This is a genomic window from Vreelandella gomseomensis, from assembly GCF_031451645.1.
Classification (GTDB): Bacteria; Pseudomonadota; Gammaproteobacteria; order Pseudomonadales; family Halomonadaceae; genus Vreelandella; species Vreelandella gomseomensis.
On the sequence record NZ_JARWAI010000003.1, the window covers coordinates 229,191 to 255,052 of the forward strand.

The 25,862-nt window shown below is 64.6% G+C and carries 21 protein-coding genes; 9 read left to right on the forward strand and 12 right to left on the reverse strand.

The window, feature by feature from the left end:
* On the forward strand, window positions 1-537 hold the full coding sequence (locus QC815_RS05185) for a hypothetical protein (protein ID WP_309767311.1): 537 nt from the start codon (window positions 1-3) through the stop codon (window positions 535-537).
* A gap of 289 nt (window positions 538-826) precedes the next feature.
* Here QC815_RS05185 and QC815_RS05190 read toward each other — a convergent pair whose 3' ends face one another.
* The 4 genes from QC815_RS05190 to QC815_RS05205 all read right to left on the reverse strand — a co-directional run bounded on the left by QC815_RS05190 (window position 827) and on the right by QC815_RS05205 (window position 4,006).
* The gene (locus QC815_RS05190; RefSeq protein WP_230445478.1) at window positions 827-1,498 is read right to left on the reverse strand and encodes a helix-turn-helix transcriptional regulator; all 672 of its coding nucleotides are present in this window, start codon (window positions 1,496-1,498) and stop codon (window positions 827-829) included.
* Between the two features lie 84 nt (window positions 1,499-1,582).
* Window positions 1,583-2,353 (reverse strand): SDR family oxidoreductase, encoded by a 771-nt coding sequence (locus QC815_RS05195; RefSeq protein ID WP_230445477.1) that lies wholly within the window; start codon window positions 2,351-2,353, stop codon window positions 1,583-1,585.
* Between the two features lie 56 nt (window positions 2,354-2,409).
* Window positions 2,410-3,198, reverse strand: a complete 789-nt coding sequence (locus QC815_RS05200) for an SDR family NAD(P)-dependent oxidoreductase (RefSeq protein WP_230445476.1) — start codon at window positions 3,196-3,198, stop codon at window positions 2,410-2,412.
* Window positions 3,188-4,006, reverse strand: coding sequence for a MoaF C-terminal domain-containing protein (locus QC815_RS05205; protein WP_230445475.1), 819 nt, complete (start codon window positions 4,004-4,006; stop codon window positions 3,188-3,190). The genes QC815_RS05200 and QC815_RS05205 overlap by 11 nt, the downstream gene beginning before the upstream one ends.
* 263 nt (window positions 4,007-4,269) lie before the next feature.
* On the opposite strand from QC815_RS05205, the gene QC815_RS05210 reads away from it, so the two are divergent.
* Window positions 4,270-5,664: an APC family permease gene (locus QC815_RS05210; RefSeq protein ID WP_309767314.1), complete on the forward strand. Its 1,395-nt coding sequence runs from the start codon at window positions 4,270-4,272 to the stop codon at window positions 5,662-5,664.
* A gap of 53 nt (window positions 5,665-5,717) precedes the next feature.
* On the opposite strand, the gene QC815_RS05215 is transcribed toward QC815_RS05210, so the two are convergent.
* From QC815_RS05215 to hpaI, 3 genes are all read right to left on the reverse strand, one after another.
* Window positions 5,718-7,340 (reverse strand): GMC family oxidoreductase, encoded by a 1,623-nt coding sequence (locus QC815_RS05215; RefSeq protein WP_309767316.1) that lies wholly within the window; start codon window positions 7,338-7,340, stop codon window positions 5,718-5,720.
* A gap of 187 nt (window positions 7,341-7,527) precedes the next feature.
* The gene (gabD, locus tag QC815_RS05220) at window positions 7,528-8,979 is read right to left on the reverse strand and encodes an NADP-dependent succinate-semialdehyde dehydrogenase (RefSeq protein WP_309767318.1); all 1,452 of its coding nucleotides are present in this window, start codon (window positions 8,977-8,979) and stop codon (window positions 7,528-7,530) included.
* 54 nt (window positions 8,980-9,033) lie between these two features.
* A complete protein-coding gene (hpaI, locus tag QC815_RS05225) occupies window positions 9,034-9,837 on the reverse strand; it encodes a 4-hydroxy-2-oxoheptanedioate aldolase (RefSeq protein WP_309767320.1) in 804 nt (267 codons plus the stop codon).
* 199 nt (window positions 9,838-10,036) lie between these two features.
* Here hpaI and hpaA point away from each other — a divergent pair, with 199 nt between their 5' ends.
* The gene (hpaA, locus tag QC815_RS05230; RefSeq protein WP_309767322.1) at window positions 10,037-10,933 is read left to right on the forward strand and encodes a 4-hydroxyphenylacetate catabolism regulatory protein HpaA; all 897 of its coding nucleotides are present in this window, start codon (window positions 10,037-10,039) and stop codon (window positions 10,931-10,933) included.
* Window positions 10,934-10,948: 15 nt separating this feature from the next.
* Here hpaA and QC815_RS05235 read toward each other — a convergent pair whose 3' ends face one another.
* From QC815_RS05235 to QC815_RS05255, 5 genes are all read right to left on the reverse strand, one after another.
* Complete coding sequence (locus QC815_RS05235) at window positions 10,949-11,749, reverse strand: FAA hydrolase family protein (protein WP_309767324.1); 801 nt, start codon at window positions 11,747-11,749, stop codon at window positions 10,949-10,951.
* Entirely contained in the window at window positions 11,736-12,626 is an 891-nt protein-coding gene (locus QC815_RS05240) for a fumarylacetoacetate hydrolase family protein (protein WP_309767326.1), read from the reverse strand. Before QC815_RS05240 ends, QC815_RS05235 begins: the two co-directional genes overlap by 14 nt.
* A 70-nt stretch (window positions 12,627-12,696) precedes the next feature.
* Window positions 12,697-13,677 carry a 3,4-dihydroxyphenylacetate 2,3-dioxygenase gene (gene hpaD, locus QC815_RS05245; protein WP_230445467.1) on the reverse strand — a complete coding sequence of 327 codons (981 nt, stop codon included), beginning with the start codon at window positions 13,675-13,677 and terminating at the stop codon, window positions 12,697-12,699.
* A gap of 56 nt (window positions 13,678-13,733) precedes the next feature.
* Entirely contained in the window at window positions 13,734-15,242 is a 1,509-nt protein-coding gene (hpaE, locus tag QC815_RS05250; RefSeq protein ID WP_309767328.1) for a 5-carboxymethyl-2-hydroxymuconate semialdehyde dehydrogenase, read from the reverse strand.
* A 28-nt stretch (window positions 15,243-15,270) separates the two neighbouring features.
* A complete protein-coding gene (locus tag QC815_RS05255; protein ID WP_309767329.1) occupies window positions 15,271-15,657 on the reverse strand; it encodes a 5-carboxymethyl-2-hydroxymuconate Delta-isomerase in 387 nt (128 codons plus the stop codon).
* 415 nt (window positions 15,658-16,072) lie between these two features.
* Between QC815_RS05255 and QC815_RS05260 the strand changes: the two genes are divergently transcribed.
* From QC815_RS05260 to QC815_RS05285, 6 genes are all read left to right on the forward strand, one after another.
* The gene (locus QC815_RS05260; RefSeq protein WP_309767331.1) at window positions 16,073-17,950 is read left to right on the forward strand and encodes an FAD-binding monooxygenase; all 1,878 of its coding nucleotides are present in this window, start codon (window positions 16,073-16,075) and stop codon (window positions 17,948-17,950) included.
* Between the two features lie 248 nt (window positions 17,951-18,198).
* Window positions 18,199-21,237, forward strand: coding sequence for a cytochrome P450 (locus QC815_RS05265; RefSeq protein WP_309767333.1), 3,039 nt, complete (start codon window positions 18,199-18,201; stop codon window positions 21,235-21,237).
* Window positions 21,238-21,301: 64 nt separating this feature from the next.
* Complete coding sequence (locus tag QC815_RS05270; protein ID WP_309767335.1) at window positions 21,302-22,378, forward strand: TRAP transporter substrate-binding protein; 1,077 nt, start codon at window positions 21,302-21,304, stop codon at window positions 22,376-22,378.
* A 51-nt stretch (window positions 22,379-22,429) separates the two neighbouring features.
* Complete coding sequence (locus QC815_RS05275) at window positions 22,430-22,936, forward strand: TRAP transporter small permease (protein WP_309767337.1); 507 nt, start codon at window positions 22,430-22,432, stop codon at window positions 22,934-22,936.
* Window positions 22,933-24,255, forward strand: coding sequence for a TRAP transporter large permease (locus tag QC815_RS05280; RefSeq protein WP_230445460.1), 1,323 nt, complete (start codon window positions 22,933-22,935; stop codon window positions 24,253-24,255). Before QC815_RS05275 ends, QC815_RS05280 begins: the two co-directional genes overlap by 4 nt.
* Window positions 24,256-24,407: 152 nt before the next feature.
* Complete coding sequence (locus tag QC815_RS05285) at window positions 24,408-25,751, forward strand: alginate export family protein (protein ID WP_230445459.1); 1,344 nt, start codon at window positions 24,408-24,410, stop codon at window positions 25,749-25,751.
* Window positions 25,752-25,862 lie beyond the last annotated feature (111 nt).

Sequence of the window (25,862 nt, forward strand, 5' to 3'; positions counted from 1 at the left end):
ATGGCTAGAAAACACACCACCCGAAAACGACCGCGCCAGGTCAGCCAGACCACCCTCTTGATCGTGGGTGAAGGCGCCGACGACCAGGCCTTTATCAAGCACATGCACCAACAGCTTCGCTCACCGCAGAGCTGCATCAAGCCGAGAATCGAAAAGCAGTCCGGCGGTTCGCCGGGTAACATCATCGACAACGCCGCCAGAAAGTACGATAGCCAGGACTTCGACCGGCGCTTTATCGTGCTGGACGCCGATGTGCCGCTCACGCAGCAACAGCGCGATAAGGCGCGAAAGCAGGGTTTTCGCCTGATACTCTGGTCGCCGACCTGCCTGGAAGGCGCGCTCTTAGAGACGCTTGACGAGCGAGTGAACGATCACGAAACGGCTCAGCAGTTGAAAGATCGGTTGCATCCACGGCTGGCGGCACACCACACCGAACCCGCCGCCTACGCTGGCCTCTTCCCACGCCCAGTGCTTCAGGCGGCCACCAACGCCTCCGTGGTCGACGTGCGCAGCGCACTCGCCGAGCAACGTTCTTGACACCCTTGCCGTGCAGGCAAGGCCAATCGGTTGATTCACGACCCATAACGACATCGTTCAAAAGCTCTGGAGCCTCTGCGACGTTCTGCGCGACGACGGCATCAACGACTCGGACTACGTCACCGAGCGGGTGCTTTGTCGACCTGACCGCCCAGCAACAGGCATTCCAGAAAACCGCGCCTTCGTGGGCAGCGAACGGGGCCCGGCACCCACCGGCTGGCGCTGATGAATTGCCTGCTCCAAGGTATGGAAGGCGGCGACATGAGCCAGGCGGCCGGGGTGGTGCCGACTACGGATACAGCCGACCGACCAGCTCGGTGCGGTTGGTGACCTCGAACTTGCGGTACAGATTGTCGAGATGGGTCTTGATTGTGGAAGGGGCGATGCCGAGCGCACGCGCCATGGCCTTGTTGCTCAGGCCCTGGCGTAAAAGCGGCACCAACTGCGCCTCGCGTTCGGTCAAGGGCACGCGTGCGTCCTGGATCTGCGCCGGTGCCGGCTCGACGGCGCTGGCCGACACCGCCAGTTGAAGCATTTCCTGCAGCGACTGCAAGGTGTCGAGTTCCCGTGGGGTAAAGCGCCCGTAGCGGGACTTGCGCAGCAGCGACATGCCCATGACCGGGCGGTCGCGGGTGTAAAACAGCACCTCGGTGACGTCCACCACGTCGTGCTGGCTCAGAAACGTCTGATATCCTTCGTTGTGCCGTCTCGACTGCAGCGCCTGGGCGTCGCGCAGAGGGACGACCTGCCTGCCGAGGCGCTGACAGTAGCCCGGCTGAAGCGGGTCCAGGTGGCGATAGCGGCGCAGGTAGCTGTCGTGCATCTGGGTGGGATCGCCGTGAAGCTGGAAATCGACCGCGCTCAGGCCGTCGTCGATGCGATAGAACGCCGCCAGCGAGGCGGGCACGGCTCGGGTGAAGGCATTCAGGCAGTTGACGCCCAGTTCCTGGTGGGAGTACATGGCTGGCCGACTCCATGTTGATCGATACCTTCAACATAACGAGTCGGCCGGGTGCAAGCAACGGGAATCTGTCGCCTTGGCGGCTCAGTCGAGCGCGGTCACGCTTTCCGGCAGCAGGGCGCCGCCATCGACGATGATGGTCTGGCCGGTGATGTACCCGGCCAGGTTAGAGCCCAAGAACAGCATGGCGTTGGCGATGTCCTCCGGTGCCCCCAGGTGGCCCAGCGGAATGCCGCGCTCGAGGCGCTGGCTGTGCGCGTCGTCGCCAAGGTTGTCCATCGCCGGGGTGCGGATCATGCCCGGCTCGACGCCGTTTATGCGGATGTTTGAACCGCCCATTTCCAGCGCGGTGTTGCGGATGAAGCCGTTGACCGCCGCCTTGGACGCGGCGTAGTGGGTCAGCCCCGGATACGCGACCCGATTGCCGGTCACCGACGACGTACACAGGATCACGCCCTGCCCCTTCTGCTTGAAAGACGGCAGCAGGGCCTGCGTCATCCAGAACAGCGACTGCACGTTGACGGCGAAGGTGCGCTCGACCCGCTCGCGGGTGAGCTCCTCAAACGGCGTCAGCGGGAAGTAACCGGCGTTGTGCACCAGCACGTCGACCGGGTCGCTTTCCTCGATCATGGCGCGGGTGGCGGCCTCGTCGGAAAGATCGACGGCGTAGGCCTGCACCTGATGCCCCTCGGCCGTGAGTTTGTCAGCCACCCGCGTGGCCTGGTCGCCGTTGATGTCGGCCAGCGTGACGCGGGCACCGGCCTCGGCAAAACGGGTCACGATAGCCTCGCCGATGCCCTGGGCACCGCCGGTGATCAGTACGTGCTGGCCGCTGTAATCGATACGAATACTCATGAACGGACTCCATTGATCCGGGACAGGGCAACCGGGCCCGGCTGCCCTGTCGTCTTCTAGAGGGCCTCGAAAGCGAGGGTGGGGGTGTCGACGATATGCGAGCCGCCGTCGGCCATGATCATGCTGCCGGTAATGATGGCGGAAGCCGGACTGATCAGAAAATGACAGACCTCGGCGATTTCGTGGGCACTGGCTGGCCGCCGCAGGGGCACGTGCTGCGTCACGCGGGCGTAGGCGTCGTCGAGCGACTCATTATAATGAGTCATCAGCGGCTGCATTTCTTCATCGGCCATGGGCGTTCGAATCCACCCCGGGCAGACGCAGTTGACGCGGACGCCTCGCGGGCCGAAGTCGCGGGCCATGGAACGCGTCAGCCCCACGATGGCGTGCTTGGCGGTGGTGTAGCCGCAGACCTCGCCACCGGCCTGGAACGAGGCCAGTGACCCTAGCAGCACCATGGTGCCCTGCTGCTCGACCAGGTGCGGCAGACAGGCGCGGGCGCTGTAGAACGCCGTATCCAGATTGAGGCGCATCGATTGATGCCAGTCGTCGTCGGTCATGTCGGTGGCGGTGCCCAGGCCGTGGCCGCCCGCGCTGCAGATCAGGCTATCGATCCGGCCGAAGGTCTCGATAATGCGCTGGCAGAACCCGTCCCACTCGCTGGCGCTGGCGGCATCACCGGCGAGCACCAGTCCGCCGGTGTCCGCCGCCAGCGCTTCAAGGGGTGCCTTGCGGCGGCCGATCAGCACGACGTTATGGCCAAGCGCGGCCTGCTGGCGCGCACAGGCTTCACCCACGCCGGTACCGGCGCCGGTAATGACGATGGTTTTGGTATCAGAGGTCATCGGGATACTCCGTATCGGTCAGGCGCTGGCAGTAGGAGGCCATCGGGAAGTTGGCCAGCGGCGCGTCTTCGGTGTCGCCCACGCCGAAGATCTTGCCGTCGCTGCGGTGATTGCGCTCGTCGACCATGACGATACCCAGCGTCGGGACGATCTTCTCGCGCCAGATGAACAGGTACAGCGCATCGGTAATCTTGTAGTAGTGGCAGGCGTCGGTGTCGCAAAGGCCCTGCTCCACGCCTTTCAGGCAGTGCCAGGTGTAGAAGTGCGCGTTCAGGTAGACGTGCTCATACACCTCGGTGGGGCTGTAGTGGTAGAGATTGCGCACGCCGATCAGCTCGTCAGTCTGGGCATGCGGGCAGGCCCCGTCGCGGTAGGGTGTGTTCACCGCGCCGTGGCTGATGTCGACCTTGACGTCGGTCAGCGGACGGCCGCCCAGAGCACGCTCGTACAGACCGGTCTTGATGACGTCAAAGGTGGGCAGGGTGCCGATGACCTGGGTGTAGCTGTCGGTCAGCGTATCCAGCACTACGGTGTAGGACGTAGCGGGCTTGGTGCGTTCATCCAGCCAGTCGAGCAGATAGACGCCTTCACGTACCGAGGTAATGCGCACCTTGGCCGCCTCGCCGCCATCGATGGACAACTGCTCCTGGTCGAACTCGAGGCGGCGCACGGTGCCGTCGGCGGCGTGCAGTTCGACCTGCTTGCCGGTGAGGTCGGCCGAGTTATCCAGCGCATAAGAACCCGTCGCAAAGCCCTTTTCAAGGTCGGCAACCGAGATCCAGTCAGTGGGGGAAGAGGTTGTTGTCATGGGGTTGTCTCCTGGGACCGGGATTAGGTGTACGGCAGCAAATGGCCATGTACCCATGTATCGTCGGCGCTGTTTCGCCCCCGGGGTATCCCCCGGATGGGGGAGGTCGACCACGGGCCGGGGCGATCGAGACGGCGGCAGGCAGGCAGAGGAAAATTTCTGGCAGCACCAAACAAGAATGCGAGTCGGGTAAGGCGCAGATTGAGTGACAGGTTGTCCGTATCAACCGAACAAGAACTCAACCGGCCAGGAGATGACTCACCATGCTCGACACCTCGAAGGCGGGCCCAGCGCCCCAGGCAAGTGCCCCCGTGCGTCAGCACATCGGCTTCAGAACCATGATCGCCATCTGTGTGGGTACCGTGGTGGTGCAGGGCGCCATGGCCTCGGCGTTGATGGGCTTTGGCATCGGCGGCTTGAGCTTTCTGGCCGCCATGCTGGTCGCCACCCTGCTCGCCGTCTGCAACGCCATGTCTTTCTCGGAGCTTGCGCTGATGTACCCGCAGGCGGGCACGCTGGCCACCTACACACAGAAGGCCATCGGCCATTTTCCGGCCATCGTGTCGGTGTTTGCAGGTTATGTGGTAGTGGCCATCTTCGCGATTCCTGCCGAATTTCTGCTGGTGGATGCCCTGCTGCAGACGCTGTTCCCTGAAACGCTGCCCTCGCATCTGGTGCCGATCCTGCTGCTGGTGATCCTTGCCGTGCTCAATATCCTGGGCACCGACGTCTTTGCCAAGCTTCAGAACGTGTTCACCTTCGCCATGATCGTTGCCATCTTACTCGTGGGCGCCACCGCCCTGCTCCAGCCGCCGTCGCCGGAGGTCGCCCAGGCCGCGGCAGGTATCGACTGGGGCATCGGCGGGATTGTCGATGGCAGCTTTATCGGCCTGGTCGCCCTGGCCATGTGGATGTTCGTCGGCTGCGAGTTCGTCTGTCCGATGATCAACGACATTCGCCAGCCGGAAAAGCGGATTCCCCGTGCCATGTTCCTGTCGCTTGGCATCATCTTCGTGCTGTTCTCGATCTTCTGCCTCGGCGCCGGCCACTATCTTTCCGTTGAAACCCTGACCACCTCGCCCCTGCCGTATCTCGACCTGGTCGACGGCGTGTTTGGCCAGGCCGGCTTGATCATTGCCACCGTGATGGGGGTCACCGCGACCTGCAGCACGGTCAACACGGTGCTTGCCGCCGTCCCGCGCATGCTGTCGGGCATGGCCGATAACGGCCAGGCGTTTGCCATCATGGGCAAGCTGCATCCGCGCTATAACACCCCCTGGGTCGGCATCCTCTTTCTGGCGCTGGGCGTGATCGTGCCCTTTTTGCTGATCAAACCCGATCAGATCATCGCCCTGGTAATCGCGGCGGCGACCAGCTGGTTGCTGGCCTACATCGTCGCGCATATCGATGTGATGGTGCTGCGTCGCCGCCGCCCCGCGCACCGCCGCCCGTACCGCACGCCCTTTTATCCGCTGCCGCAGATACTGGGTATCGTTGGCATGGCCTACGTGGCCGCCAACGCGTCTCCCTCGCCGGACATGACCGCCCTGATCTATACGCTCCTGGCGGTGGTGCTGGGCATCGTCAGCCTGATCGCCATCCTCTGGGTCAAGTTCAAGATGAAAAAAGGCCTCTTCGAGCCGGACCTAACTGATTAGCGCCGTTCGAGGCAGACGACGGGGCGCTCCATGAGGGGCGCCCCGCTGCTTTTTCAGCCGGCGTTGATCAAGAGGTCAGCAGCCTTCTCCGCCACCGCGATGGTCGGGGCGTTGGTATTGCCGCCGGGCAGGGCAGGAAACACCGAGCAGTCGATGACCCGAAGGCCTGGCACGCCATGCACGTTAAGCGCGAGATCGACGACCGACTGGTCGGCGTCTGGCCCCATGCGGCAGGTCCCCACCGGGTGATAGGTCGTCTTGCAGTATTGACGCGTGAAGGCCTCGAGCGCCTGTTGGCTGTCGGCGCGGCTTTGCGCCATCAGGTGGCGCGCCTCGGGAGGTGAGAAGACATCGTCGATGACGCTTGATAGCGCCTGCGTATCCAGCAGTTCGAGCCCGGCACGCAGCGAGCGAACCTGATGTGCAAGGTCTTCCGGCGCGTCGAGGTAGTTGGCGTTGATAACCGCCCGATGGCCGTCGCTTGAGCCGCTCAGGCGCACTGTGCCCCGGGAAGCAGGCCGCAGGTGGCCGACCTTGAGGGTAATGCCATGGGTGCGACCACGGCCGATGCCGTTGGGGTCGTCCCAGGTGTCCAGCCCCGGCATGAAATGAATCTGGGTGTCCGGGCGGCCTTCATTGGCGGTGTCGAGAAAGGCGCCGCCCTCCAGGACGTTGGAGGTCATGAGGCCGCGCCGGTGGAGCAGCCATTCGGCGCCATGGCGCAGTGCCTTCACGCCGGCGTCTTCACCGTACAGGGAAGTCGGCTCCTTGAGGGTGGCGTTGATCGAGAGGTGCAGATGATCCTGAAGATTATCACCCACCGGCAGGTCCCGCAGACACTCGATGCCCTGCTCTTCCAGATGATCGCGGGGGCCGATGCCGGAACTCATCAGGATTCTGGGGCTGCCGATCGCCCCGGCACTGACGATGACCTCCCGGCGGGCGTGCAGGGTCAACGCGCCCTTTCTGACGTGACGGGCCTGGACGCCGGTGGCCTTGCCCTGCTCGATGATCACCCGCTCCACGTCGGTATCGGCCATGATGGTCAGGCGCGGGTTCTGGCGTACCTGGCTCAAGTAGGCCTTCGAGGTGCTGTAGCGCTCGCCTTCGAAGGTGGTGGTCTGGTAATAGCCGACCCCCTGGCGGCCGTTGTCGTTGAAGTCGTTGACGTAGGGCAGGCCGCACTCCTGGCCGGCGCGAACAAACGCCTGGGTCAGCGGGTGGCGGTAGCGGTTCTCGCTGACCTTGAGTGGGCCGTCATTGCCGTGGAGCGGGTCGGACAGAGACTCATTGCCCTCACTGCGAATGAAATAGGGCAGCAGGCTGTCGTAATCCCAGCCGGTACAGCCGTGGTCGTGCGCCCAGGCGTCGTAGTCGGTGCGATGCCCGCGGATGTAGATCATGCCGTTGACCGAGCTGCTGCCGCCGATCAGCCGCCCCTGGGCGATGGTCATGGCGCGGTTGTTGGTCGCGCCGTGGGGGGTGGTCATATAGGGCCAGGTGTGGGTCGGGATCACCTTGCCGACCGCGGCGGGCATTCGAATGAGCAGACTGGAATCGGATCCGCCGGCCTCGACCAGCAGCACCGAGACGTTCAGCGCCTGAATCAGGCGGTGGGCCATCACGCACCCGGCCGAACCGGCGCCGACGATGATGTAATCGTAATCTTGTTGCATGGTGTCTCCTTGAGGTTGTAGAGCGCCAGGGGCGCGTCAAGGAGCAGCGTAAGAAGCCCGGGGCGGGATCAATTGACCGAGCGTGCCGAGCCATTGTCACTGGCTGACACGCGGTTTAATTAGCATGCTTATCAATAAGTTAAAAAGATATACTTTCGTCGTACTCCGTTCGACAGGTAGTGATGAATCACTTGATCCCCATGCATAGGTACTTGATCTCGAGATAGTCCTCGATACCGTAGCGGGAGCCTTCCCGGCCGACGCCGGAGGCCTTGATCCCGCCGAAGGGCGCGACTTCTGTCGAGATGATGCCTTCGTTGATGCCGACCATGCCGTATTCGAGCGCCTCCCCCAGGCGCCAGCTGCGCCCCAGGTTCTGGGTGTAGACGTAGGCGGCCAGGCCGAAAGGCGTGTCGTTGGCCATGTCGATGGCCTGCTGCTCGGTACTGAAACGAAACAACGGGGCGAGCGGGCCGAAGGTTTCCTCACCGGCCACGTCCATCGCCTGGGTCACGTCGCCGAGCACGGTGGGCTCGAAGAAATTGCCGCCCAGCGCGTGGAGCTGGCCGCCGCAGAGCACGGTCGCACCATGCCCGACGGCGTTGTCGATGTGGGCGCGCACCTTGGCCACGGCCTTCGGATTGATCAACGGGCCCTGCTGGGCGCCTTCGTCGTCGGCGGAGGCGACCCTGAGCGCCTTCACGGCGGCAACCAGCTTGTCGCTGAAGGCGTCGTACACGGCGTCGTGCACCAGAATGCGGTTGGTACACACGCAGGTCTGGCCGCTATTGCGAAACTTCGAGGCGATCGCGCCCTCGACCGCCGCGTCCAGATCGGCGTCATCGAACACGATGAACGGCGCATTGCCGCCAAGCTCCATGCTGACCTTCTTGATGGTGCCGGCGCACGCTTCCATCAGCTGGCGACCGATGTCGGTGGAGCCGGTAAAGGAAAGCTTGCGGATGGCCACGTTGTGGGTTAGCTCCGTGCCGATCTCACCGGCACGCCCGGCTACCACGTTGAACACCCCAGCCGGCACGCCTGCCCGCTCGGCAAGCTCCGCCAGCGCCAGCGCCGACAGCGGCGTCTCGGAGGCGGGCTTGAGTACCATGGTGCAGCCGGCGGCCAGCGCAGGTCCAGCCTTGCGGGTAATCATGGCAATGGGGAAGTTCCACGGCGTGATCGCGGCCACCACGCCGACCGGCTGCTTGATTACCACCAGCCGCCGATCCGGCTTGTCGTTGGGAATCACATCGCCGTACACGCGCTTGCCTTCTTCGGCAAACCACTCGATGAAGCTGGCGCCGTAATCGACCTCGCCGCGGCTCTCGGTAAGCGGCTTGCCCTGTTCCGCGCTCAGCAGGCGCGCCAGGTCTTCCCGGTGTTCCTGCATCAGCGCGAACCAGCGTTTCAGAATGGCCGAGCGGGCCTTGGCGGTCATCTCGCGCCAGGCCGGAAGCGCCGTTGCGGCGGCACTGATGGCGCGCTGGGTCTCGGCGATGCCCACGCGGGCCACGGTCGCGACGGTATGGCCATTGGCCGGGTTGGTCACGTCAAAGGTGTCGCCGCTGTCGGCGTCCTGCCACTGGCCGTCGATGTAGGCCTGTTGGCGCAGAAGTTGCGGATCGGTGAGATGCATGTGTTTTCCTGGCGTTGGGGGCCTGAAGCAGGCCCGGGTAAAAGCGAAGGGGAGTCAGTAGACCGAGGGAGCCGATGGCGCATCGTCATCGCTGCCCTTGAACTCGCTGGAGAGCGCTTTCAGCGAATTCATCAGCAGGCTGGTGTCAACGCCCACGGCCACGAAGGTGGCGCCGAGTTCGAGATAGCGCCTGGCCAGCGTCTTGTTGGCCGAGAGAATGCCGGCGGCCTTGTGGGCTTTCTGAATGCGGGCGATGCCATCCTCAATGGCCCGCTGTACGTCTTCATGGCCGGGATTGCCTCGGTGGCCGAGCGAGGCGCTGAGGTCCGCCGGACCGATGAAGACGCCATCCACGCCCTCGACGGCGGCGATATCATCCAGATTCTCGAGGCCCTCCCGGGTCTCGATCTGTACCAGCAGACAGATTTGGCTGTCGGCGTGATCCAGGTAGTCGGGGATCGAATTCCAGCGCGAGGCGCGGGCCAGCGCACTGCCCACCCCGCGGATGCCATCGGGCGGGTAGCGCGTGGCACGTACCAGCGCTCGGGCCTGCTCGGCGGTGTCGACCATGGGCACTAGCAGGGTCTGCACGCCGAGATCCAGGTACTGCTTGAGCGTCGCGGCGTTGCCGACGGGAGGGCGCGCCACCGGCTGAGCCGGATAGGGCGCGATGGCCTGCAGCTGGGCGAGGATGCTGCGCAGGTCGTTGGGGGCGTGTTCGCCGTCGATCAGCAGCCAGTCGAAATCGGCGTTGGCGGCCAGTTCGGCGCAGTAGCCGTTGGCCAGCCCGAGCCAGAGACCGATCTGGGGGGCCTTGTTGCCAAGGGCCTGCTTGAAGGTATTGATGGGCATGTCCATTAGGAGGCTCCTCAAAGGTTGGCGTGTCGCATTACATCAGCCGATCTGGCCGTGCAGCAGCGTGCAAAACGTCGGCGAGAGTGGGCGGAGCAGCGCAACCTGAACCGCAGGTCGTCAATGCCATGGAGCAAGAGGCCCGTCGGTGGTTACCATAGGGGCTTGTCGGGCGGACGCCCCGCACGAGTTCAGGAGCGCAAGCATGGCGTTGGATCCCATTCCCAACATCACCATCGGTCAGGAATACGACCAGCGGTATGCCGATGCGACGGTGCATTACGATGCGCTGGGTCGCATGGCGGATTTTTACGGTCGCAACATGCCGGTTCATCATCACGACCGGTTCTTTCAGGTGCACTACGTCAAGCGCGGCATGGTGCGTGTCTATCTGGACGAGCGGCCTTTCCATCAGCAGGGGCCGATGTTCTTTCTGACCCCGCCGACCGTCCCCCACTCCTTCACTACCGAGGAAGGCAGCGACGGCCACGTGCTGACGGTGCGCCAGCAGTTGGTGTGGTCGCTGCTGGAGGAAAGCCCGGATCTGGGGGCCGCCCAGCGCGTTGCCCCGGTCTGCGTGGCGACGGGGCACGTCAGCGACGAGGCAAGGCTCGACGTGGCCCGCGTCGAACGCCTCTTCGACGAGCTTCGTCTTGAGTTCGAGGCCGACCGCCCGGGCAGGGAGCTGGCGCTCACCACGCTGACGCGGCTGATCTTCGTGAGCCTCTTTCGGCTCTCGGCCAACTCGCTGCCCGCCCAGAGCGTGCGCCGCGACGAGCTGGCGCTGTTTCACCGCTTCAATCTGGCAATCGAGGCCCATTACAAGGCGCACTGGACGCTGCTGGACTACGCGCGCACCCTGAATGTCACCGAGGCCCGCCTCAACAACGTCTGTCGGCGCATCGCCGGAGTGCCCAGCAAGCGGGTGGTTCACGACCGGCTGATGCAGGAAGCGCGCCGTCTGCTGACCTTTACCCGCATGAGCGTCAACGAGATCGGCTACCAGCTCGGGTTCAAGGATCCCGGTTACTTCTGTCGCTTCTTTGCACGTCATGCGGGCACCACTCCCTCGGGTTATCGCCGTGACCAGCCTGGCCATTGACGGCGGACAGGCCGCCTAGTCGAACGTCAGTGACACGGCCCCGAACGGTCCGTAATCGGCCTCGATCCGGCTGCCGGACGGGCACTCGATGGGGCCGATGAACGACCCCGAGAGAATCACCTGGCCGGCCTCGATGCGCTGACCGTAGGTCGCCATGCGGCGGGCCAGCCAGACAAGCCCGATGACCGGGTCATCCAGCACCCCGGCGCCGAGGCCGGTGGCCATCACCTCGCCGTTGCGCTTGACGATCGAACCGACCCAGCGCAGGTCCAGCGCCCGGGGATCGTGGCGCTCGGCGCCCAGCACGATGCCGGCGTTGGCGGCGTTGTCGGAGACCGTGTCGACAATCACGCGCGTCTGGCCGGTCTCTTCGTCCTTGCGCACGATGCGGGTATCCAGGATCTCGATGGCCGGCGCCACGTAGTCGGTGGCGGCCAGCACGTCGTCGCGGGTAACGTCGCCATCCAGCGGCGCCTTCATCACAAAGGCGATCTCGGCCTCGATGCGGGGCTGGATGAAGTGGCCCGGCGGGATCACCGCATCGGTGGCGTAGCGCATGTAGTCATAGAGCACGCCGCTGTCCGGCGTGTCGATGCCCAGTGCGTCCTGCATGACCTTCGAGGTCAGCCCGATCTTCCAGCCGATGATCTCGTGATCGGCTTTCTTGCGTGCCATCTGGGCGGTCTGAATTGCGTAGGCGTCGTCCAGGGTCATGTCCGGGTACGCTTTCGAGAGCAGGCCGACCTGCTCGCGCCGCGCCTCCGCCGTGAGCAGGGCGTCGGCCGCCGCCGCGATCTGAGAGTCAGTCAGTGCCATGCTGTTCGTCCTCCACGCCGTTGACGAGGGTGCCGATGCCGTCGGCCTCGACCTCGATCACATCCCCCGGCTTGAGCCAGACGGGCGGGTCAAAGCGGGCACCGGCGCCGGTGGGCGTACCGCAGACGATGACATCCCCCGGCGCCAGGGTGGTGAAGGTCGAGACGTAATTCACGATGTAGCGGAAGTCGAACATCATCCGCGAGGTGCGATCGTTCTGACGCACCTCGCCGTTGACCCGAGTGGTCAGTTCGATGTCATCCAGCTGCGCTGCGCGCTTGAACGGCACCAGCCAGGGGCCGATGGCGCCGGTGGCGTCGAAGTTCTTGCCCTGGGTGACGTTGAACTTGGCGTGACGCACCCAGTCGCGGATGGTGCCTTCGTTGCACAGCGTCAACGCGGCGATGTGTTCATAGGCCTTGTCGCGCGGGATACGGCGACCGCCCTTGCCAATCACGATGGTCACCTCGCCTTCGTAATCGAGCTGCTCGCTTTCCGGCGGGCGCACGAGGTTCGCGCGGTGACCGACGAAGCTGCGCGGAAAGCGAATGAACAGCGACGGCTTGCTCGGCGCGGCCTGACCGTCCTTGTACTCTTCGTTGCGCGACGGGAAGTTGACGCCGACGCAGATCAGCTTTTCCGGATTGGCGACTGGCAGCAGATAGGTGACGTCGGCTTCGCGGTAGCTCGGGCGGCGGCCTGCGGCGACGCTCAGCAGCTCGTCGATGGCGCCGGCCTCGATAACTTCCTTGAGCCCCTTGAAGCGGGCACCGAATTCCGGGGTCAGGTCGACGATACCGTCCTCGGTGACAACGCCGAAGCGGTCGGCACCGCTGGCGCGAAAGGCCGCGAGACGGGGAGGAAGGGGGTTACTCATGGACAGTCTCCAGACGGCCCGAGCGTTCCCGGGCCTGTTGAGTCATGGGCGATACGCACCCGCGTCCGTTTCAGGGCGCGATGATGGGCGTGGCATTGAGCTCGGCATCCACAGGCTCAAGGTTTTCAAAAAGCGAACCGTGCTCAAACCAGGAACGCGGTGCCGGGGCACCCCACAGCGTCTGGCGTTGCGGATCCTTCAGGTCCCACTTGATCGCCTCCAGATCCGGATCGACGGTCTGGTAGTCCGAGCAGTAGATCTCGATGCGGTGCCCGTCTGGGTCGAGGATGTACAGGAAGAAGGCGTTGGAGATGCCGTGACGGCCCGGGCCGCGCTCGATGTTGTCGACGTAGCCGGTGGTGGCCATCAGGTCGCACAGGTCGATGATGTTCAGGGGCGTGGGTACCCAGAATGCCGTGTGGTGCAGGCGCGGGCCGCGGCCGTTGGTGAAGGCCATGTCGTGTACACCGCCCTTGCGGTGGGTCCAGGCCGCCCACAGCTTGCCGCTTTCCTCGTCCTCGGTGTATTCGGTGACCCGGAACCCGAGGCGGTTGTAGAAGGCGACCGCCTCGTCGACGTTGGGCGAGAACAGGTTGAAATGGTCGATGCGCAACGGCTTGACGCCTCTGTAGAGGGCGTACTGCTGATGAATCGGGGCCAGCCGCTCCATCTTGAAGTACAGCTCGATGGGCACGTCGAAGCAGTCGGTGGTGCGCAGTGTGCGTCCCTGATAGGGCCGCTCGACCCATTCCACCGGATGCCCCTGCGCCTTGAACCAGTCGTGCGCCTTGTCGAGCTCCTGCTCGTCGAAGACCTTGAACGACAGCGACTGCACGGTGGCGCTGGCGCTTTGCTCCAGCACGATGCAGTGGTGGCCGCGCTCCTCCATGGCGCGCAGGTAAATGCGCTGATCGTCCTCATCGGTGACCTGCAGGCCCAGGGTGTCAACGTAGAAATGACGGCTCTTGGCAAGGTCGGACACGCCAAACACAACGTGGCTCAGTCGAATGATATTGAACGGAGGGTAAAGATTGGGCGTTGGAATAGGCATGAAACGTCTCCTTTGTTCGACAGGCAGGGCGGCGCATCCGCCCTGCGAAAATGGCATCAGCCGAGTTTCGGTACGGCGTGAGCCTTGCGCGGGAAAGAGACATTGACCGTCTCCATGTAGAAATCGAACGACCAGTCACCGCCGTCGCGGCCGATACCGGACGCCTTGACGCCGCCGAACGGCGACGGCAGATGGCGCACGTTCTCGGAGTTGACCCAGATCATGCCCGCTTCCAGCTCGTCGGTCAGCCGCATGGCGCGGTCGAGGTCGTTGGTCCACAGATAGGCGGCCAGGCCGTACTGGGTATCGTTGGCCAGGCGCAGGGCTTCTTCTTCATCCTTGAAGGGAATGGCGGTCAGCACCGGGCCGAAGATCTCTTCCTGGGCGATGGTCATGTCGTTGCGGGCGTTGGTGAACAGCGTCGGGCGCACGAAGCAGCCCGCGTCGCCAACCTTTTCACCGCCGGCGGCGACGGTGGCGCCTTCCTCGCGCGCCTTGTCGAAGTACGACAGCACCTTTTCTTCATGCTCGGGATGAATCAGCGGGCCGACCACGGTGTCGGGATCCAGCGGGTGGCCGACCTTCACCCCGTTGGCTACTTCCGCCACACGGCGGGTGAATTCTTCGTAGATGGTGTCCTGCACCAGCAGGCGGGAGGACGAGGTGCAGCGCTCACCGTTGAGGGAGTAGATCATGAAACTGGCCGCGTTGACCGCGCGATCGATGTCGGCGTCGTCAAAGACCACGACCGGGTTCTTGCCGCCGAGCTCGAAGTGAAAGCGCTTCAGGGTCGGGGCGGCTTGAGCCATGATCAGCTGGCCGGTGCGGCTTTCACCGACAAACGCGACCGCCTTGATGCCCGGATGCTCGGTCAGCGCCTTGCCGGCGTCCTCGCCGAAGCCGTTGACCAGGTTCAGCACCCCCTTGGGCAGCCCGGCTTCCTCGGCGATCTCGACCAGCAGCTTGGCGGTCATCGGCGAGAACTCGGCCGGCTTGTGGACCACGGTACAGCCGGAGGCCAGCGCCGGGGCAATTTTCCAGGTCGACAGCATGAACGGCGTGTTCCAGGGCGTGATGACGCCGATTGGCCCGAGCGGGCGCCGGGAGGTCACGTTCATCTGGGTGTCGTTGCGCAGTGCCTGACCGTCCTCGGCCTGGGGTGCCTTGTCGGCGAAGAAACGGAAGTTGGCCGCCCCGCGAATGGCTGCCTTGGACATGAAGCGCAGCGACTGGCCGGTATCCATGCACTCGGTGAAAGCAATTTCCTCGGCGCGGGCTTCGATGGCCTCGGCCACCTTGATCAGAATCGCGCGACGTTCCTTGCCCGGTGTCTTGCTCCAGGTCTTGAACGCTTTCTCTGCGGCCTGAACGGCGCGGTCAATATCGCTGGCACCGCCGCGGGCCACGTTGGCCAGCGGGGCAAGATCCACCGGCGAGAGTGTCTCGAAGGTCTTGCCGGAATCGGCCGCCAGCGACTCACCGTTGATGTGGTTCAAGACTCCGCGGTCGCGAAACCGTCTCATGTAGTCCTGCGCGCGGGCGATATTATCGTTCAATTGGCTCATCAAGAATCCTCCGGAAGGGGCATGGGGCTCACTGTTTGGATAGCCGGGCATGGATCGGGGTGTCTTTCCAGCTCAGCGCGGCATCGATTTCGCGGATTTCCAGCGACAGGGCGAAATGCGGGGTGGATAGCGGGCCGGCAAGCATCTGCTGCACGGCGGAGAAGAGTTGCTCACCGGCGGCCTGGAGATCGCTTTGGGACCGCCCGCTGCCCACGCTCAATGTCATGGCCAGAAAGTCGTTGTCGGGGTGGTCATCGGCCACGATGCAATGATCGGCGGCAAAGGCGCGTATACGGATCCCGGCCAGCGGGAAGAGCGCGGACGCCGTCATCACCCCATGGGCGGCCCGGCAGACCTCACGAACGTCGACACGCTGGGCGAGACCGGGTGAATATTCGATATGCAGATGGGGCACGTCGTTCTCCTTGAAAGCCTGCATGGGTGGCAAACGGCCGGGGCCAGCCCGATATTATTAATATATTAATGACTATCCGGTAATGCTGTGTCAAGCAACCATGCTCAATCATTTCGACAGATATCGCATGCGCAATCCAGCGACGGGAAATGCGTCTAAAAAGTGCCTTTAAGGACGCTTCCCGACTATCTCATTCATAGATTAACGAGCAATCGAGGCTATTTGGCGGCATACCGACCAAGGTAGGGGGCATATTTATGAAAAGTACAATCAAGGGGGCGTAAAACACATCCTCACCGCCTCGGCGAGTGTTCAGCATGAAAAGGGTCAGGGCACCCGGCTGCGCTGTCGAACGACCAGGCCGCTGCGCGATGCACGGCCAGCCGGGGCCGTCACGCTCAATGAGGAATAGACTATGCAATTTCACCATCACGGTTATGTGTCAGGCGACCCCCGCATTCAACCCCCGCGCGGCGAAGGGCTCGACCGACCCGAGACGCTGCCCGACGAGGTGGATGTGCTCATCGTCGGCACCGGCCCGGCCGGCATGATCATGGCGGCGCAGCTGTCACAGTTTCCCCACCTCCGGACCCGCATCATCGAGCGTCGCCCGGGGCGGCTCGAGATCGGCCACGCCGACGGTATCCAGGCGCGCAGCGTCGAAACCTTCCAGGCGTTCGGCTTTGCCGACCGCATCACGGCCGAGGCCTACCGCATTACCGAGATGGCGTTCTGGAAGCCGGATCCCGACCGGCCCGAGCACATAGTGCGCACCGCCCGAACGCCCGATGACCCCACAGGCATCAGCGAGTTTCCCCACCTGATCGTCAACCAGGCGCGGGTTCTCGACTATCTGGCCGAGTCCGCGTCCAACGGCCCGGCGCGGATTCGACCGGATTTCGGCATTGCGTTCGAGGACCTCGAGGTCGCAGACGACGGTGACTACCCGGTGAGCGTGTCGCTGCGCATGGAGGCCGGCCCCGAAAAAGGGCAACAGCGCAGGGTGCGCGCCAAGTACGTAGTGGGTTGTGACGGCGCACGCAGCGGCGTGCGCCGTGCCATCGGCTGTACCCTGGCCGGCGACCAGGCCAACCACGCCTGGGGGGTGATGGACGTACTCGCGCGCACCGACTTCCCCGACATCCGCACCAAGTGCGCCATCCAATCCCATGCCGGTGGCAGCATCCTGCTGATTCCCCGCGAGGGTGGGCACCTGTTCCGCATGTACGTCGACCTGGGCGAAGTGCCCGCCGACGGCAGCAACGCCGTGCGCAACACGCCTATCGAGCAGATCATCGCCAAGGCCAACGAGATTCTTGCGCCCTACACCCTCGACGTGCGCAACGTCGCCTGGCATAGCGTCTACGAGGTGGGCCACCGTCTGACCGATCGCTTTGACGACGTCGAGCACCCGGCGTCCGGCCAGCTACCACGGGTGTTCATCACCGGCGATGCCTGCCACACCCATAGCGCCAAGGCAGGCCAGGGCATGAACGTCTCGATGCAGGACGGCTTCAACCTGGGCTGGAAGCTGGGCTACGTGCTGTCCGGCTGCAGCACGGCCCGCCTGCTCTCAACCTACTCCGCCGAGCGCCAGGTGGTGGCCAGGAACCTGATCGCGTTCGACAAGGAGTGGTCGACGATGATGGCCAAACGCCCCGAAGAGTTCGAGGATCCCGGCGAGCTCGAGGCGTTCTACACGCGCACCATCGAGTTTCCGGCAGGCTTCATGACCGAATATGAGCCGTCCCTGATCACCCACGACACCGCGCACCAGGCGCGTGCCACCGGCTTTCCCGTCGGCAAGCGCTTCAAGTCGGCCATGGTTTCGCGGGTATGCGATGGCAACCCGCTGCACCTGGGCCATCAGGCCCAGGCCGACGGGCGCTGGCGCCTCTACGTGTTTGCCGACGCCGCCGCCCAGACGGGCGATTCAGCCACCCGGCGCCTTGCCGAGTGGCTGACCCAGTCGGCCGACTCGCCGCTCAACGCGAACCTGCCCGGCGGCGCCTGGGTTGACTGGTTCGACATCAAGGTGATTTACCAGCAGCGTCACGAAGACGTCGCGATCCAGGATGTGCCCGACGTGTTCATCCCGGAGGTAGGCCCCTTCGCGCTGATCGACCTTGAAAACGTCTACGGCGTGGCCCCTGACGAAGACATCTTCGAGACGCGTGGCATCGACCGCGAAGGCGCGGTCGTGGTGGTGCGCCCCGACCAGTACGTCGCCGACGTGCTGCCGCTCGCCGAGGTCGACCGGCTGGCGGCCTTCTTCCAGCGCCTAATGGCCTGAGGCGACCTCGCCTTTCGGGCACAGGCAATGTCTACCCATGGCCGTACGCCCAGGTGTGCGGCCATTTTCGTTGAGGCTCGGGAAAAGGTAGCCAGGACGATGAAAGATGCAATCTTAATGTTAAACCTCGAAGCGCACGGGTATGTCGGCTTGTGCATAAAGTCTAGTTGTTAATTTATTAACGATCATCTAGCGTAGATTATTAATCAAATAACGATAGGCGTCAGCGCCGACTTGATGGAGATCGTATGAACAAGCCAATCAACGCGCGCCCCGCCCCCGTGGCGGACTGGGTCGATCTCGAGACGCTCTATCAGGATCCTTTCCCGATCTACAAGCGGCTACGCCGCGAGGGTGGCGTGCACTGGGTGCCCTGCGTCAACCGCTACCTGATCACCAGCTACGACGCCGTGATCACCACCGAGCACGACCAGGCAACCTACTCTGCCAATGAAAAGGACTCGCTGCAGATCCGCGCCATGGGCCACTCGATGCTGCGCCGCGACGACCCGGAACACTACCGCGAGCGGCGCCAGTGGCAGACCGTGTTCAAGCCCAATGCGGTCAAAAACGTCTGGACGCAGACCTTCCATGACAAGGGCCGCGAGCAGCTGGCCCGCTTCATCGACAAGGGGCCGGGTGCGGACCTGATCTGGGATTTCGCGGCGCCCTTTGCGGCCGAATGTCTGAAATCGCTGCTCGGGCTGTATAACGCCTCGGCGGAAGATTTGCAGCGCTGGTCGCAGACGCTGATCGACGCCACCGGCAACTACGGCGACGACCCGGAGGTCTGGGCGGCGGGCAGGCGCTCCTTCGACGAGGTGGATGTCGCCCTCAACGAGATGCTCGCGTGGCACCTCCACCACCGCGATCATTCCCTGATTTCATCGCTGCTCTCCTCGCCCGAAGAACAGATGCCGCTGGAGAAGATTCGCGCCAACATCAAGATGAGCATCGGCGGCGGCTTGAACGAGCCACGCGACGCCCTGGGCGTGGCCGCCTGGGCGATGCTGACCCACCCCGACCAGCGCCGCGCGGTGGAACGCGACCCCAGCCTCTGGCCGACGGTGTTCGATGAAACCATTCGCTGGGTGGCGCCCATCGGGCTTTATTCGCGCCAGACCACGAAACGCACCGTGCTGGCAGGCGTCGAGCTGCCGGAAGGGGCGCGGCTGGGCATCTGCATTCTCTCGGCCAACCGCGATGAATCGATCTGGGATCGCCCGGACGCCTTCGATATCCATCGCGAGGTCAAGCCACACCTGGCCTTCAGCAAGGGCACCCATGTCTGCCTGGGTGCCCGGGCAGCGCGGGCGGAGATTGCCGATGTGGCGCTGCCGCTGCTGTTCAATCACCTGAATGGCCTTGAACTGCATCCTGACCGCGCCCCCACCATCGGCGGCTGGGTGTTTCGCGGCATGCTCTCGTTGCCGGTGACCTGGCACGACGTGCGTCCGCTCGAAGGCAGCGGTGTATCCATGTCGGTCCGTGGTCAGGTGGGATCTGCCGCCGAATCCGAGGCGACCCCGCATGTAGCCATTGTGGGGGCGGGGCCGGCGGGCTGTTTCACCGCCAAGGAAATCCAGCGCCGCATGCCCGGCGCCCACATCGACCTGTTTGACCGCCTTCCGGTGCCCTATGGGCTGCTGCGCTACGGCGTCGCCGGCGACCACCAGGGCACCAAGGCCGTGGCGCGCCAGTTCGACCGCCTGTTCGACTCCCCCAAGGTGCGCTTTATCGGCAACACCACCATCGGCCAGCATGTCACCGTCGATGACCTGCGGGCTAGCTACGACGCGGTGGTGCTCGCCTCCGGCGTACACGCGGATCGTCGGCTGGAGATCCCTGGTGATGCCCTGGCCCGGGTGTACGGCGCGGGCTGCATTACCCGGCGGCTGAATGGCCACCCGGACGAGACCGAAACGCCGAGGCTAGGCCGACGCGTGGCGATTATCGGGCAGGGTAATGTGGCCATCGACGTGCTGCGACTGCTGTCGATTCGCGCCGCCGACCTCGAGGGCAGCGACATCGACGATGCCGTGCACGGTGCCCTGACCCGTGAGATCGACACCCTTCATATCATCGGTCGCTCAAGCGCACAGCAGGCACGCTTCGATCCGGTGATGATCCGCGAGCTGAGCCGCTTTTCGGGCATCGAACATCGCCTCCACGGTGTCAACCCTGACAGCGCGCCGGAGGGCAAGGACGCCCGGCTGGACGCGCTGCGTACGCTGCCGGGCGTGGGCAGGGTCGAGGTCGAAGGAGCGCCACGCATGACGGTCGAGTGGTGGTTCGAGGCGGTACCCGAGCGCATCGACGGGCAGACCCGGGTCGAGGGTGTCGTGCTCTACCACCATGAAGAGACCGTCGCGCTGGCGGTGGACGCGGTGATTACCGCCATCGGCTTCGTGCCCGACCCGGCGGACGCTATATCAAGCGCGCTGTCCGAGCTGCCGGCAGCTTCCGAGACCGGGCGCGTCGAGGCCGGGCTCTATCTGGCCGGCTGGCGGCGGCGCGGCACCCGGGGCACGATCCCAGACCAGCGCACCGACGCCCGGGCGCTTGCCGGCGTGATCGGCGCCGATATCGCCGCCGGCGAGGTGCGCTGCCAGCGCGATGGGCTCGTCCCCCACTCGGGAGCAACCGACATCGACGGCTGGCGGCGGATCGATCATCTGGAGCGCATGCAACCCCCGCGGGGGCGGGTACGCACCAAACTGGCCACGCTCGAAGCGCTTTTGGCGGCGGCGCGGGATGAGTCGCTGGTGGTCGAATATGACGCGCAGCGCACCACTGACGGCGGCGACCGTCTGGGCGACCTCACGATCAGCATTCTGTTCGGTACCGAGTCCGGCAACGCCGAGTTGGTCGCCGAGGAACTCGAGTACTCCCTCGACGGGCGCTGCGCGGTAAGCGTGGCGGATCTCGCCGACACCGACCCGCCTTCGCTCGACCCGGAACGGTTCTACCTCATCGTCTGCTCGACCTACGGCGACGGCGAGGTGCCCAGCGGCGCACGCGGATTCTACGAAGCGCTGCGCGATGACGCGCCAGACCTCGCCGGGATTCGCTTTGCAAGCCTGGGGCTGGGCGACAGCAGCTACGCCAAGACCTATTCCCGGGGCAGCGAACGGCTCACCGAGGCCTTGATAGCCTGCGGTGCAACGCAAATCGGGGAGTACGGCCGCCACGATGCCAGCGGCGCGCTTGCCGCCTCGGACGTGGCGCTGGACTGGGCAGAGGGCGTGCTGGCCCTGGTGGCGAGCGAGGCAAAGCTGCCGGCCTGAGGACGCCGGTGTCGCGACTGGCACCCGCCCAGAGGTCCTATCAACGGAGTTAGGAGGCAATCCAATGACAATGAAAAACGCGGCAACCATGATGCACTGCTTGAAACGGGTGTGGGGGCTCTGTCTGGTACTCAGCTTGACCAGCCAGGCGGCGTCGGCGGCAACCACCCTGCGCATTGCGCATTTCCTGCCGGCGATGTCCAACGCCCAGCAGCACGTCATCGAGCCCTGGTGCGAGGTTCTCGAAACCCAGTCCGAGGGAGAGCTGCGCTGCCAGATATACCCGTCCATGCAACTGGGCGGCACCCCGGCGCAGCTCGCCGACATGGTGCGCAACGGGGTCGTCGATGTCGCCTGGACCGCACTGGGTTATTCAGCAGGTCGCTTCCCGCGCAGCGAGGCGCTGGAACTGCCCTTCATGCTGCCTGCCGGTGGCGTCGAGGCCAGCCGTATCGCCTGGGCATTCACCCAGGGGCCCGCCGCGGCGGACTTTGCCGATTACAAGGTGCTCGCCGTACATAGCGATGGCGGCAGCGTCTTCCATACCCGGGAAACCCCGGTCCACGACCGCGCCGATATGCAGGGGCTGCGACTGCGCGCGCCCACGCGCATGGCCTCGAACGTGATCGACATGCTCGGCGCCTCGGCGGTGAGCATGCCACCGGCCCAGATCGCCGACACACTGGCCAAGGGCGTTATTGATGGCGCATCGGCTGGCTGGGAAGTCGTGCCACCGACGAAACTCGACGAGGTTACCCGCTACCACATCGAGACGGCAGCCGATCAGGCGACGCCGACGGTGACGGTGCTGGCGCTGCTGATGAACCAGCAAAGCTATGACCGGCTACCCGAGAAGGCGCGTCAGGTACTCGATTCGCTGAGCGGAGAGACGCTGTCAGTTCGCTTCGGCCGCGCCTGGGACGAAGCGATCGACAAGGTCAAGACACGCCTGGAAGGCGACCCCGACCAGACGATGATAACGCTTGATGACGCCGCCTATGACGATATGCGCGACGCCACCCGTGGCATCGTCGAGGACTGGATCGCCGCCGGCGACAACGATACTGACCGTGGTGCACTGGTCGAGCAACTCGCGTCGGTCGTCGCCGAGCATGCCCCTGACCTGCGACGCGCGGAGTGACGCGATGACCGGATTGACCGAATGGCGTGCCGAAGGCGCACGGAGGCCTTTATGATGGGTGTCATATTGAAACGCTCGGCAATGGCGCTGGCCATGGTCGGTGGTGTGCTGTTGCTGACGGCGATCGGCATGTCGCTGGTCTCGATGCTCGGCCGCCGGCTCTTCTCCACGCCCATTACGGGGGACATCGAGCTGCTGCAGATGCTGGTCGCGGTCACCGTGGCCTGTTTCCTGCCGCTGTGCGAGGTCAACGACCGACACATCCGGGTCGATATCGTTGCCACGCTCTTCCCGGCCAGGCTCAATCGCGCCCTGCTGGCGATCTCGCACCTTATGCTGGCGCTGGTCAGCGCGTTGCTGGTATGGCGAACGGCGCTATTGGCCGTCGACAGCCTCGACTACGGCGCCCAGAGCGTGCAACTAGGCATTCCGCAATGGATCCCCCAGGTCGCCATGCTGCCGGGCCTCGCTCTGCTCGGGGTCTGCGCGCTCCATAAGAGCGTTCTCCAACTGACCGGGGACGCCAGGGAAGCGGCAACGGGAGGAGAGCGTCCATGATCGGTGGCCTGGAAGTGGGCGCCATCGCGCTCGGTGTCCTGCTGGTGATGCTGGGCTGTCGCTGGCATGTGGGGGTCGCCATGTTGCTGGCGGGGGCTCTCTGCTACTGGCTGGTCAATGACGGCGATACCCGGGCGTTGCTGTTCACCCTCAACAATCTCGTTTATGCCCGATTCTCGAGCTACGACCTGGCGGTCATTCCCATGTTCGTGCTGATGGGGCAGTTCGCGATCCACGGCGGGCTATCGAAGGCGCTGTTCCGCGCCAGTGCCAGTTGGATTGGCCACTGGCGGGGCGGGTTGGCGATGTCGGCGGCGGGGGCCTGCGCCGGTTTCGGCGCCATCTGTGGCTCCTCGCTGGCCACGGCGACCACCATGAGTCAGGTGGCCCTGCCGGAACTGGCGCGTTACCACTACGGCAAGCGACTGGCCACGGGCACCATCGCCGCGGCAGGGACCCTGGGGATTCTGATCCCGCCCTCGGTACCGCTGATCGTCTACGCCGTGCTGACCCAAGAGTCGATCGCCGCGCTCTTCATGGCGGCGATCCTGCCGGGATTGCTGGCAGTGGCGGGCTATCTGGTGGTGATCCGCATCGTGGCGACGCGGACAATGCGCGACGTCGAGCGGGCGCCACGCTACGGCTGGGGCGAGCGGCTGGCAAGCCTGGGCGATATCGCGCCGATACTGGTGATCTTCGCCGTGGTCATCTACGGGCTCTACGGCGGCTGGGCCAACCTCACCGAGGCCGCATCGATCGGCGCCGCTGCCTGCGGTCTCTATGCCGTCTGGCGCGGCGGCATGCGCTGGCAGGGCGTCTACCGCAGTCTGGCGGGCACCGCGGAGGCGACCGCCATGATCTACCTGGTGGTGGTCGGCGCCGACCTGCTGAACAGCGGCCTGGCGCTCGGCCAACTGCCCACGGCGCTGGCGGAGTGGATCATGGGCAGCGGCCTGGCGCCGCTGACGGTGCTGCTGATCATCCTGCTGATCTATCTGCTGCTGGGCTGTGTGATGGATTCGCTGTCGATGATTCTGCTCACCATTCCGATCTTCTATCCGATCATTCTCGAGCTCGACCTGTTCGGCCTCGACGACACCGCCAAGTCGATCTGGTTCGGCATCGTCGCGCTGATGGTGGTGGAAATCGGCCTGATCACGCCCCCCATGGGCATGAACCTGTTCATCGTGCAGAAGTACAGCCACGGCACCTCGCTTGCCACCGTCAGCCGCGGCATCCTGCCGTTCATCGGCGCGGACATGGTGCGTATCGCCATCGTGGTGTTGGTGCCGGCGCTTTCGCTGGTGTGGCTCGATTAGCCGCGCGGCGGCAGCGCGAGGCAGGTTTTCGTCAGGGGCAGACAAGCGCGGGTTCCAACAGCTCGCTAGCCTGGGATCAGCGGTCGCACGCCTTCGGTGCGGCGACCCTTGCATCAACACGCATCGCAACAACAACCGTGGACGACTGACCCATGATCACCTCACGCTACTGCCCCATACTGACAAGACTTGCCGTTGGCTCGATCATCACGCTTTCAATGTGCGGGAATGCCTCGGCTGTCGAGATCCATGACACGGCACAGACCCAGATCAACCTGAACGTCACGGGCGTGGCCGGGGCCTTTCACAGCCAGAAGGGCTACGCCCAATCCGAAACCGCCGAGGCCGGAAGCCGAGACTGGCAGGAGGGGTTCGTCAAGTACGGGCTCGATGTCACGCACGCGCTGGGCGGTGACAGCAGTTCGCTCTATGCCAACGTGGCCGGGGTCTCGGGAGGAACGTTCGGCCAGGGCGACGCCGCCGGCTTCACCACCGGCGATGAGCGGCGCACCCATCTCGAGAATCTCTACGCCGGCTGGAAGTCCGGCGGGTTGTTCCCGGCGCTGGGCCAGGATGGCGTCGACCTGTCCGTGGGACGTCAGCATGTCCAGGTCGGCGACGGCTTCCTGATCGCGGGGGATTCGCTCAATTTCGGCGAGGGGGTGCTGGGCGGCGACCTCGACCGTGGCGGCGCTTACTATCTGGCAGCGCGCCAGTCCTTCGAGAATACCGCGGTGCTGCGCCTCGGCGGCGATCAGGGGTGGCGGGGTGACCTGATGTGGCTGACGTCGGGCAACCCCGCCCAGGCCGAGCCGGAACTCAGCGTCGCCACGCTGGAGCACGTCTCCGACGCGGGAACACTGGGAGCGACCTACCTCGACGTCCTCGACATCGATGACGACTACGCCTTTCTCTACCCCGAGCGCGAGGATACCCGGGTCTACAGCCTGCGCGGCCAGGGCAACGCCGGCGTCGAGAACCTGTTTCTCGCCGGCCAGTACGCCTGGCAGGAAAACGGCAGCGACGACCACGAGAACGCCTGGTATCTGGAGGCGGGCTGGACCTTCGACAAGCTGCCCGGCTCGCCTGCCGTTAGCTACCGCTTCAGCCGCTTTTCCGAGCAGTACGATCCGCTGTTCTACGGTAACGGACGCGCGCTCGGTACCTGGTTCCAGGGTGAGGTCGCCGCCAACTACGCCGGCCCCTTCAATACCAATGCTCGGGTGCAGCAGATCAACCTGACGCTGACGCCGTCGGCGAGCGTGAGCCTCGGAGCGATGCTCTACGACTTCGATACCCTCTCCACGGAGGCGGGACCGAATCTCAGCGGCAACGAGATCGATCTGTATGCCGTGTGGTCGCCGAGCGAGCGCTGGTGGGTCATGCCGCTGCTGGGTCGCTACAGCCCCGACGTTTCCGCGAACGACGGCGGAAGCCAACTGGGCGACAGCGATACCAACTATTACAGCCAGTTGCTGGTTGGATTTAATTTCTAAACTTGGCAGATAGCGTCATGCAACCGGCAGACACGGACAAGTTGTCGGGGGAATGGCGCATTAGCCTGACGCTCAGCTAACCCTTTTGCGACATCGCGCGACATGCCGATG

Excerpts from the sequence above, each read along its gene's own strand:
- hpaD (WP_230445467.1), bottom strand. The coding sequence starts at position 13,677 with ATGCCTATTCCAACGCCCAATCTTTACCCTCCGTTCAATATCATTCGA.
- QC815_RS05215 (WP_309767316.1), bottom strand. The coding sequence starts at position 7,340 with ATGCAACAAGATTACGATTACATCATCGTCGGCGCCGGTTCGGCCGGG.
- gabD (WP_309767318.1), bottom strand. The coding sequence starts at position 8,979 with ATGCATCTCACCGATCCGCAACTTCTGCGCCAACAGGCCTACATCGAC.
- QC815_RS05265 (WP_309767333.1), top strand. The coding sequence starts at position 18,199 with ATGAACAAGCCAATCAACGCGCGCCCCGCCCCCGTGGCGGACTGGGTC.
- QC815_RS05260 (WP_309767331.1), top strand. The coding sequence starts at position 16,073 with ATGCAATTTCACCATCACGGTTATGTGTCAGGCGACCCCCGCATTCAA.
- QC815_RS05190 (WP_230445478.1), bottom strand. The coding sequence starts at position 1,498 with ATGTACTCCCACCAGGAACTGGGCGTCAACTGCCTGAATGCCTTCACC.
- hpaE (WP_309767328.1), bottom strand. The coding sequence starts at position 15,242 with ATGAGCCAATTGAACGATAATATCGCCCGCGCGCAGGACTACATGAGA.
- QC815_RS05205 (WP_230445475.1), bottom strand. The coding sequence starts at position 4,006 with ATGACAACAACCTCTTCCCCCACTGACTGGATCTCGGTTGCCGACCTT.
- QC815_RS05200 (WP_230445476.1), bottom strand. The coding sequence starts at position 3,198 with ATGACCTCTGATACCAAAACCATCGTCATTACCGGCGCCGGTACCGGC.
- QC815_RS05285 (WP_230445459.1), top strand. The coding sequence starts at position 24,408 with ATGATCACCTCACGCTACTGCCCCATACTGACAAGACTTGCCGTTGGC.
- QC815_RS05210 (WP_309767314.1), top strand. The coding sequence starts at position 4,270 with ATGCTCGACACCTCGAAGGCGGGCCCAGCGCCCCAGGCAAGTGCCCCC.
- QC815_RS05240 (WP_309767326.1), bottom strand. The coding sequence starts at position 12,626 with ATGAGTAACCCCCTTCCTCCCCGTCTCGCGGCCTTTCGCGCCAGCGGT.
- QC815_RS05280 (WP_230445460.1), top strand. The coding sequence starts at position 22,933 with ATGATCGGTGGCCTGGAAGTGGGCGCCATCGCGCTCGGTGTCCTGCTG.
- QC815_RS05275 (WP_309767337.1), top strand. The coding sequence starts at position 22,430 with ATGATGGGTGTCATATTGAAACGCTCGGCAATGGCGCTGGCCATGGTC.
- QC815_RS05195 (WP_230445477.1), bottom strand. The coding sequence starts at position 2,353 with ATGAGTATTCGTATCGATTACAGCGGCCAGCACGTACTGATCACCGGC.
- QC815_RS05270 (WP_309767335.1), top strand. The coding sequence starts at position 21,302 with ATGACAATGAAAAACGCGGCAACCATGATGCACTGCTTGAAACGGGTG.
- hpaI (WP_309767320.1), bottom strand. The coding sequence starts at position 9,837 with ATGGACATGCCCATCAATACCTTCAAGCAGGCCCTTGGCAACAAGGCC.
- hpaA (WP_309767322.1), top strand. The coding sequence starts at position 10,037 with ATGGCGTTGGATCCCATTCCCAACATCACCATCGGTCAGGAATACGAC.
- QC815_RS05185 (WP_309767311.1), top strand. The coding sequence starts at position 1 with ATGGCTAGAAAACACACCACCCGAAAACGACCGCGCCAGGTCAGCCAG.
- QC815_RS05235 (WP_309767324.1), bottom strand. The coding sequence starts at position 11,749 with ATGGCACTGACTGACTCTCAGATCGCGGCGGCGGCCGACGCCCTGCTC.